We start from the raw sequence: 6333 nt of genomic DNA on the forward strand, positions 1-6333 counted from the left end.
GAAGCGGAAAAAGGTGAGAAAGGCCAGGCCCGGGTCGAAAACCTTGAGGAACTGGTCAGCGCCGCCCGCGCGTTTGAAAACACCGAGGCCGATGAAGAGCTGACCCCGCTCGCCGCGTTCCTCGGCCATGCGTCGCTGGAAGCGGGCGATACCCAGGCCGATGAGCATGAAGACAGCGTCCAACTGATGACCTTGCACAGCGCCAAGGGCCTGGAGTTTCCTTACGTGTTCCTGGTGGGCATGGAAGAAGGCCTGTTCCCCCACAAGATGAGCCTGGAAGAGCCCGGCCGCCTTGAGGAAGAACGCCGCCTGGCCTATGTGGGCATTACCCGGGCGATGCAGAACCTGGTGATGACCTACGCCGAGACCCGCCGTTTATATGGCACTGAAACCTACAACAAGGTTTCGCGCTTCGTCCGCGAGATTCCGCCGCTATTGATTCAGGAAGTTCGGCTGTCAAATAGTGTCAGTCGACCGTTCGGTGGCGTGCAGAAGATGGGCACCAGCAGCCTGTTCAATGGCACCGGTATTCCAGAAACTGCTTTTAGCCTGGGTCAACGGGTGCAACACTCAGTGTTCGGCGAAGGGGTTATTCTGAACTTCGAAGGCGCAGGCGCTCAGGCGCGGGTCCAAGTGAATTTCGACGAAGGCAGCAAATGGCTGATGATGGGCTATGCGAAGCTTGAGGCGATTTAAACCCGGCGCGGTTTTCTGAAACACCGCGCGGCTACTTTCCCGAATGAATTCGGTCCTACAGGTAATAGGCGACCTCCTGTGGGACCGAATTCATTCGGGAAGCTTTTATAGCTGACACACAGCCCTACAGAGAACTGTCCTACAAGCCACACAGAATCGGACTTCAGCTAATCCAGTAAAAGCCCGAAACATTAAGTCGCTAGCCATCGCCATGGCTCGTGTGCAACATGACGCGCATGCAATCCACAAATGGGAATCCCTTATGCAACGTTTTTTAAGCATCGTAATGGTGTTGTGCATCGGGCTCACAATGAGCCTCGACGCCAACGCGCGCTTCGGTGGCGGCAAATCTTTCGGTTCTGCGCCTAGCCATCAAACGCGCCAAGCAGCACCTTCCTCGTCTCCATCTGCCGCTCCAGGGGCCGCTGCTGCAAGTCCTGCAGGCGGTGCGTCTCGCTGGCTCGGACCGTTGGCCGGCATCGCAGCAGGTGGCCTGCTGGCCTCAATGTTCATGGGCGGCGGCTTCCACGGCATGCAGTTCTTCGACATTCTGATCATGGCCGTCATCGCTTTCGTGATATTCCGGTTTATCGCCGCGCGTCGCCGCAAGCAGCAGCCAGACATGGCCGCAGCCGGCCACACGCCATTTCAGCGCGAGACCACCGAGCAATCGGCTCAAGCGCCGATGTTCGGCGGCTCGTCAGGCGGTGCTGCGCCAAGCCCGGCAATCCATGCGCCGGCCTGGTTTAACGAATCAAACTTCCTTGATGCCGCCCGCGGTCATTTCCAGTCGCTGCAACAGCACTGGGACGCCAACGAAATGGACAAGATTGCCGAGTTCGTCACGCCGCAGATGCTGCAATTCCTCAAGCAAGAACGCGCCAGCCTGGGCGACGGCTTCCAATCGACGTACATCGATAACCTGGCCGTGCAACTCGATGGTCTGGATGATCGCTCGGATAAAACCGTTGCCACACTGACCTTCTCCGGCTTGTCGAAGACCTCGCGCTTCGATAAAGGTGAAGTGTTCAGCGAAAGCTGGAACATGGAGCGCCCGCAAGGTGACAATCAGCCTTGGCTGGTTGCCGGTATCCGCCAAAACGGCTGATTCGCGCTATACCTTGGGTAGCTACTGCGAGTAGCGACCCATGGACACACAAAACCCCGGTCACTTGGCCGGGGTTTTGTTTTATCCGTTCGGGTAGTTATTTTGAGAAACGCTTTACGCTACTGTATAACCCGCGCCAACAGTTTAGAGGATCTAGGTCGTGGAAGAAGTCATTGAAGAGCTGCGTGAAAAAAACGAACGGGTACCCGTACCCCTCGAATTGCCGGATGAAGACGTTCTGGTAGAGATTGAGGAACAGCTGTTCATCAATATTCCTTACGTCTTTAAAGAGTTCCTGCTGACTGTCAGCGACGTGGTTTATGGCAGTCTGGAACCCGTCACCGTGATGGACCCGCAGTCTCACACCTACTTGCCAGAAGTCTGTGCAACGGCGTGGGACATCGGCGTTCCTCGCGAGTTGATCCCGATCTGCCAAAACGGCGACGATTACTACTGCGTGGAAGAAGATGGCACTGTGGTGCTGTGGTCCGCCGAAGAAGAGCTGGTCACTGAAGAAAGCTGGGAGTCAGTCTGGCACTGGGCCCGGGATGTCTGGCTGGAAAGCTGAGCCGACATCAGGAAGCCGTTCCGGCGCAACGCCAGGACGGCTCCAGCTAAATATCACTCTGTGGGACCCAATATACATATTGACGTGACGAAGGCCAATTCGCCGTCGTCCCGAATATTGATGTATAAAAAACCGACCAAGAACGTAAGCACCGCCATAAGGTGCACTTCTGACATACCCCACACCCGTGAGTACGCTATGGAACCCGGAAACGCCCAACTCTCGATGACTGTATTGATGACACCGGACATGGCCAATTTTTCTGGCAACGTCCACGGTGGCACACTACTCAAGTACCTCGACGAAGTAGCATACGCCTGCGCTAGCCGTTACGCCGGTCGTTATGTGGTGACACTGTCGGTGGATCAGGTCATTTTTCGTGAACCCATTCACGTCGGCGAACTGGTGACCTTCCTCGCGTCAGTCAATTACACCGGCAATACCTCGATGGAAGTCGGAATCAAGGTTGTCACAGAGAACATCCGTGAGCGCTCGGTGCGGCATACCAACAGCTGCTTCTTCACCATGGTAGCCGTCGACGATCAGCGCAAGCCTGCCGCCGTGCCGCCCCTTGAGCCACAGACCAGCGAAGACAAGCGTCGCTTCGTTCAGGCCAAGCAACGGCGCCAGCTGCGCCAGGAACTTGAAAAGCGTTACCAGGAAATCAAGGAAGAAGCACCGTAAAGAACAAGTTGCTGAACAGAACACTAATAAAAAGATATCTGACGACAGTTAAGTCGAGCGGTATGGCTGAAAATCGTCAGACCCAGTTAAGCTGGACGTCCTTTGGTGGAGCACATTTTCATGCTGACGCTGGATAATCTTTTTGTCTTGATGGTGCTGGCATCGGGCGCCGCATGGTTGTGGCATTCCCACGGCCTGCGCGAGCGTGCGTTGGCGCGGGTCAAGCAGCACTGCGCGAAACTCGACATAGAATTGCTGGACGAAAACGTGGCGTTGCGCCGCCTTACGTTTGCACGCGACGCCAATGGCACAAAGCGGCTCGCCCGTGTGTATAACTTTGAGTTCACCGTGACGGGCGAGCAGCGGCACCCCGGCACGATTACGATGTTCGGCGCTCACACTGCTCAGATCGAACTGGCGCCCTATCCGTTTGAAATCAAAACGCCGCCGCCGAGCAGCCCTAATGTGATCGAAATGAGCCAATGGCGCGAAAATCACATCAAACGCAAGCTGTAGATCGATGTGCATAAGTCGACGGAACTGTGCATAACTCGTCTAGACCAGGCATGTAGCAAGCTCCGCCTGTAACCTTGCCTCGTCCTGAGGCACACTAAAAATCAGCTCTAATCGCGAGTCTCCACGCCATTCGCTGTTTTGCCAGTGCATCGCTGCGCCATCCAGTGCGTTGCCTGACAACCAACCCGCGTTGCTGTGGATAACCAGCTTTGCCCGCCGCCACACATGACTGCCAAGCCATTGCTGCACACGCATCAATTCAAATTGCTGGCCGGGGTGCCAACGCCATCCAATGCTCCAGCCCTCCGGCTGGCCTTGGCTCAGGCAAATTGGCTGGCGCGGATCGGTCCAGATCGCCGGCAACTGCGCCAGCCCCTTCGGTGGATTGAAGTTATCCACAGCCGCGTTGGCGCGCATATCCACACCCGGTAATTGCGACAGCGGCAACATGCCTTGCTCCGTCCAGAACAATGGACGATTGAGCAACCCTTCAGCCAGTAAGTTGCGCGCTGCGGGGCTCAAACCTTCAGACTTGTTCATGACCAACAAACCCGCGCGGATCAACGCCGCTCGCTGGCTTTGCGGCAAGGGCTGACCGGCGGCAAGGGCTGCGGCATCGAGCACCAATACACAGGGCTGAACAGCCAGTACACCTTCCCACGGCGGATCACGCAGTTGCTCCATCAACTGCGCCGGATGCCCCAGCCCAGAAGGTTCGATGAATAGCCGGTCCGGCTGCGCTTTTCGTAATAACCGACCAAGGCCAACCTGAAACGGCGCCCCATTGACGCAGCACAGGCAACCTCCTGCGACCTCGCCAAGTGCGATACCATCCTGCGCCGTGGTCAACAGCGCGGCATCCAGACCGATCTGACCAAACTCATTGATCAAAATAGCCCAGCGCTCGTCTGCCGGTTTTTGCGCCAGCAGCTGTTTGATCAGGCTGGTTTTGCCTGCACCCAATGGGCCGGCAATGACATGGGTCGGAATGTTCTGCAACATAGTGGCCGGTTTCTTGAGAGTGAAAGGTACGGGGTAAACGATGCGCGTGATCGGGCTGGCAATACTGCTGCTGATTTCATCAAGCAAGGTCTGGGCAGAAGCCTGCGTGGTCCATACCCAAGCTGAACGGCTCGATGTAAAAGTCTGCCAAGAGAACCGCAACATTCCGACAAAATTGTTCCACAACGGTTTCTGCCAACCGCAGTTTGCCGGGCAGAAAGTCGACGTTACGTTTGTCGAGCAATGCCCCGTGGGCGCGTTTGGTGTATGCGACAACGCACAAGTCGCCAATATGCCCTATCACCAAAACATTCACTATTACGGCGTTGCCACCGATGCCCATTACCTCAAACCGTTTTGCGAAGGTCAGAGTCAGGGTAAATGGCAGACGCCGTGAACGCTCAGGCCAGCCAGCATCATGCGGCCTCCTCTTCGTGCCATGGGCCAAAGGGGTCGTCGAATGAGCGCCACGCCTCAGTGCCCAGCGCCATCTCCTCATCAGTCAGCAAGCAACTGTCCAGCTCGTCGACAAGCCGTGCGAAATTAATATGTTGCCCGATAAACACCAACTCCTGGCGGCAATCGCCGGTTTTTTCGATCCAATTTTCCATGATCGCCGCTGCGCTTTCCTGATCTTGCGGCCAGTGTTGTTTGGGCACGAAACGCCACCAGCGACCGGCGAAGCCATGACGCATCAAACCACCGGCTTGCGACCAGCTTCCGGCATCCTGGTGTTTGCTCGCCAGCCAGAAAAAACCTTTGGAACGCAGTAGCTTGCCGTTGATCCACTCACGGTCGATGAAGTCATAAAACCGCTGTGGATGAAACGGCCGACGTGCTCGGTAGGCCGTCGAGGCAATGCCATATTCTTCAGTTTCCGGCACATGCTCACCGCGTAATTCTTTAAGCCAACCGGGTGCCCGCGAAGCCCGTTCGAAATCGAAACGTCCAGTATTGAGAATTTTTTTCAGCGGTACTTCACCCATGACCATGGGGATAATTTCTGCTTGAGCGTTGAGCCGTTGCAGAATCGCGAGCAACTCCCGGCGCTCAGTAGAGCTGATCAGGTCAATCTTGCTGATCAGAATCACATCTGCAAATTCGATCTGCTCGATCAGCAAATCGGTAATCGAGCGCTCGTCGTCCTCACCCAGGGTCTGACCGCGGGTCGCCAGGCTCTCAGCGGCCTGATAGTCGAGAAGGAAGTTCATACCGTCTACCACCGTGACCATGGTGTCTAGGCGCGCCATGTCAGCCAGGCTTTTGCCTTGCTCATCACGAAAGGTAAAGGTCTCTGCGATCGGCAGTGGTTCGGAGATCCCAGTGGACTCAATCAGCAAATAATCAAAACGGCCGTCTTGCGCCAGCCGACTGACCTCTTCAAGCAGGTCTTCACGTAAAGTGCAGCAGATGCAGCCATTGGTCATTTCGATGAGCTTTTCTTCAGCGCGGTTCAAGCTCACATCCCGCTGAACCTCACTGCCGTCGATGTTGATTTCACTCATGTCGTTGACGATCACCGCGACTTTAAGATGCTCACGGTTGCGCAGCACGTAATTGAGTAAGGTGCTCTTACCTGCGCCGAGAAATCCGGACAGTACGGTGACGGGTAAACGGTTGGGCATCAGGTAATCCTCATCGGGCGCAAGGCATCAAAACAGTAATCGGTTCATTGATGTTATATTATAACAACACAAAATAGCCAACCTGTCTGGCAAAGGTCGCTTCGATGAATCATGTTTTGAACGGTTTGATGGCC

Annotated in this window: 8 protein-coding genes; 6 read left to right on the plus strand and 2 right to left on the minus strand. The window is 55.7% G+C overall.

All coding sequences use genetic code 11. The features are described from left to right. The 5 genes from M0974_RS12600 to M0974_RS12620 form a co-directional block, all read left to right on the plus strand. A partial coding sequence (locus M0974_RS12600) for a 3'-5' exonuclease (RefSeq protein WP_297836758.1) occupies positions 1 to 696 on the plus strand: 696 nt, incomplete at its 5' end. 262 nt (positions 697 to 958) lie between these two features. Next, positions 959 to 1804: a Tim44 domain-containing protein gene (locus tag M0974_RS12605; protein WP_297836761.1), complete on the plus strand. Its 846-nt coding sequence runs from the start codon at positions 959 to 961 to the stop codon at positions 1802 to 1804. 160 nt (positions 1805 to 1964) lie between these two features. Then, complete coding sequence (locus M0974_RS12610; protein ID WP_297836762.1) at positions 1965 to 2372, plus strand: SMI1/KNR4 family protein; 408 nt, start codon at positions 1965 to 1967, stop codon at positions 2370 to 2372. 198 nt (positions 2373 to 2570) lie between these two features. Further along, on the plus strand, positions 2571 to 3056 hold the full coding sequence (locus M0974_RS12615; protein WP_297836764.1) for an acyl-CoA thioesterase: 486 nt from the start codon (positions 2571 to 2573) through the stop codon (positions 3054 to 3056). Positions 3057 to 3176: 120 nt separating this feature from the next. Continuing rightward, a complete protein-coding gene (locus M0974_RS12620) occupies positions 3177 to 3572 on the plus strand; it encodes a DUF3301 domain-containing protein (protein WP_297836767.1) in 396 nt (131 codons plus the stop codon). 39 nt (positions 3573 to 3611) lie between these two features. Here M0974_RS12620 and M0974_RS12625 read toward each other — a convergent pair whose 3' ends face one another. Continuing rightward, positions 3612 to 4574: a GTP-binding protein gene (locus M0974_RS12625; protein WP_297836770.1), complete on the minus strand. Its 963-nt coding sequence runs from the start codon at positions 4572 to 4574 to the stop codon at positions 3612 to 3614. Between the two features lie 40 nt (positions 4575 to 4614). Between M0974_RS12625 and M0974_RS12630 the strand changes: the two genes are divergently transcribed. Then, positions 4615 to 4971: an NADH:ubiquinone oxidoreductase gene (locus M0974_RS12630; RefSeq protein WP_297836772.1), complete on the plus strand. Its 357-nt coding sequence runs from the start codon at positions 4615 to 4617 to the stop codon at positions 4969 to 4971. A gap of 19 nt (positions 4972 to 4990) precedes the next feature. Here M0974_RS12630 and zigA read toward each other — a convergent pair whose 3' ends face one another. Next, positions 4991 to 6199 carry a zinc metallochaperone GTPase ZigA gene (gene zigA / locus M0974_RS12635; RefSeq protein ID WP_297836774.1) on the minus strand — a complete coding sequence of 403 codons (1209 nt, stop codon included), beginning with the start codon at positions 6197 to 6199 and terminating at the stop codon, positions 4991 to 4993. Between the last annotated feature and the right edge of the window lie 134 nt (positions 6200 to 6333).

It is taken from the genome of Pseudomonas sp. (genome assembly GCF_026224925.1).
Lineage (GTDB): Bacteria > Pseudomonadota > Gammaproteobacteria > Pseudomonadales > Pseudomonadaceae > Aquipseudomonas.

Bases quoted from the DNA above. Each gene is read 5' to 3' on its own strand.
- M0974_RS12605 (WP_297836761.1), top strand. From the start codon at position 959: ATGCAACGTTTTTTAAGCATCGTAATGGTGTTGTGCATCGGGCTCACA.
- M0974_RS12615 (WP_297836764.1), top strand. From the start codon at position 2,571: ATGGAACCCGGAAACGCCCAACTCTCGATGACTGTATTGATGACACCG.
- M0974_RS12625 (WP_297836770.1), bottom strand. From the start codon at position 4,574: ATGTTGCAGAACATTCCGACCCATGTCATTGCCGGCCCATTGGGTGCA.
- M0974_RS12620 (WP_297836767.1), top strand. From the start codon at position 3,177: ATGCTGACGCTGGATAATCTTTTTGTCTTGATGGTGCTGGCATCGGGC.
- zigA (WP_297836774.1), bottom strand. From the start codon at position 6,199: ATGCCCAACCGTTTACCCGTCACCGTACTGTCCGGATTTCTCGGCGCA.
- M0974_RS12630 (WP_297836772.1), top strand. From the start codon at position 4,615: ATGCGCGTGATCGGGCTGGCAATACTGCTGCTGATTTCATCAAGCAAG.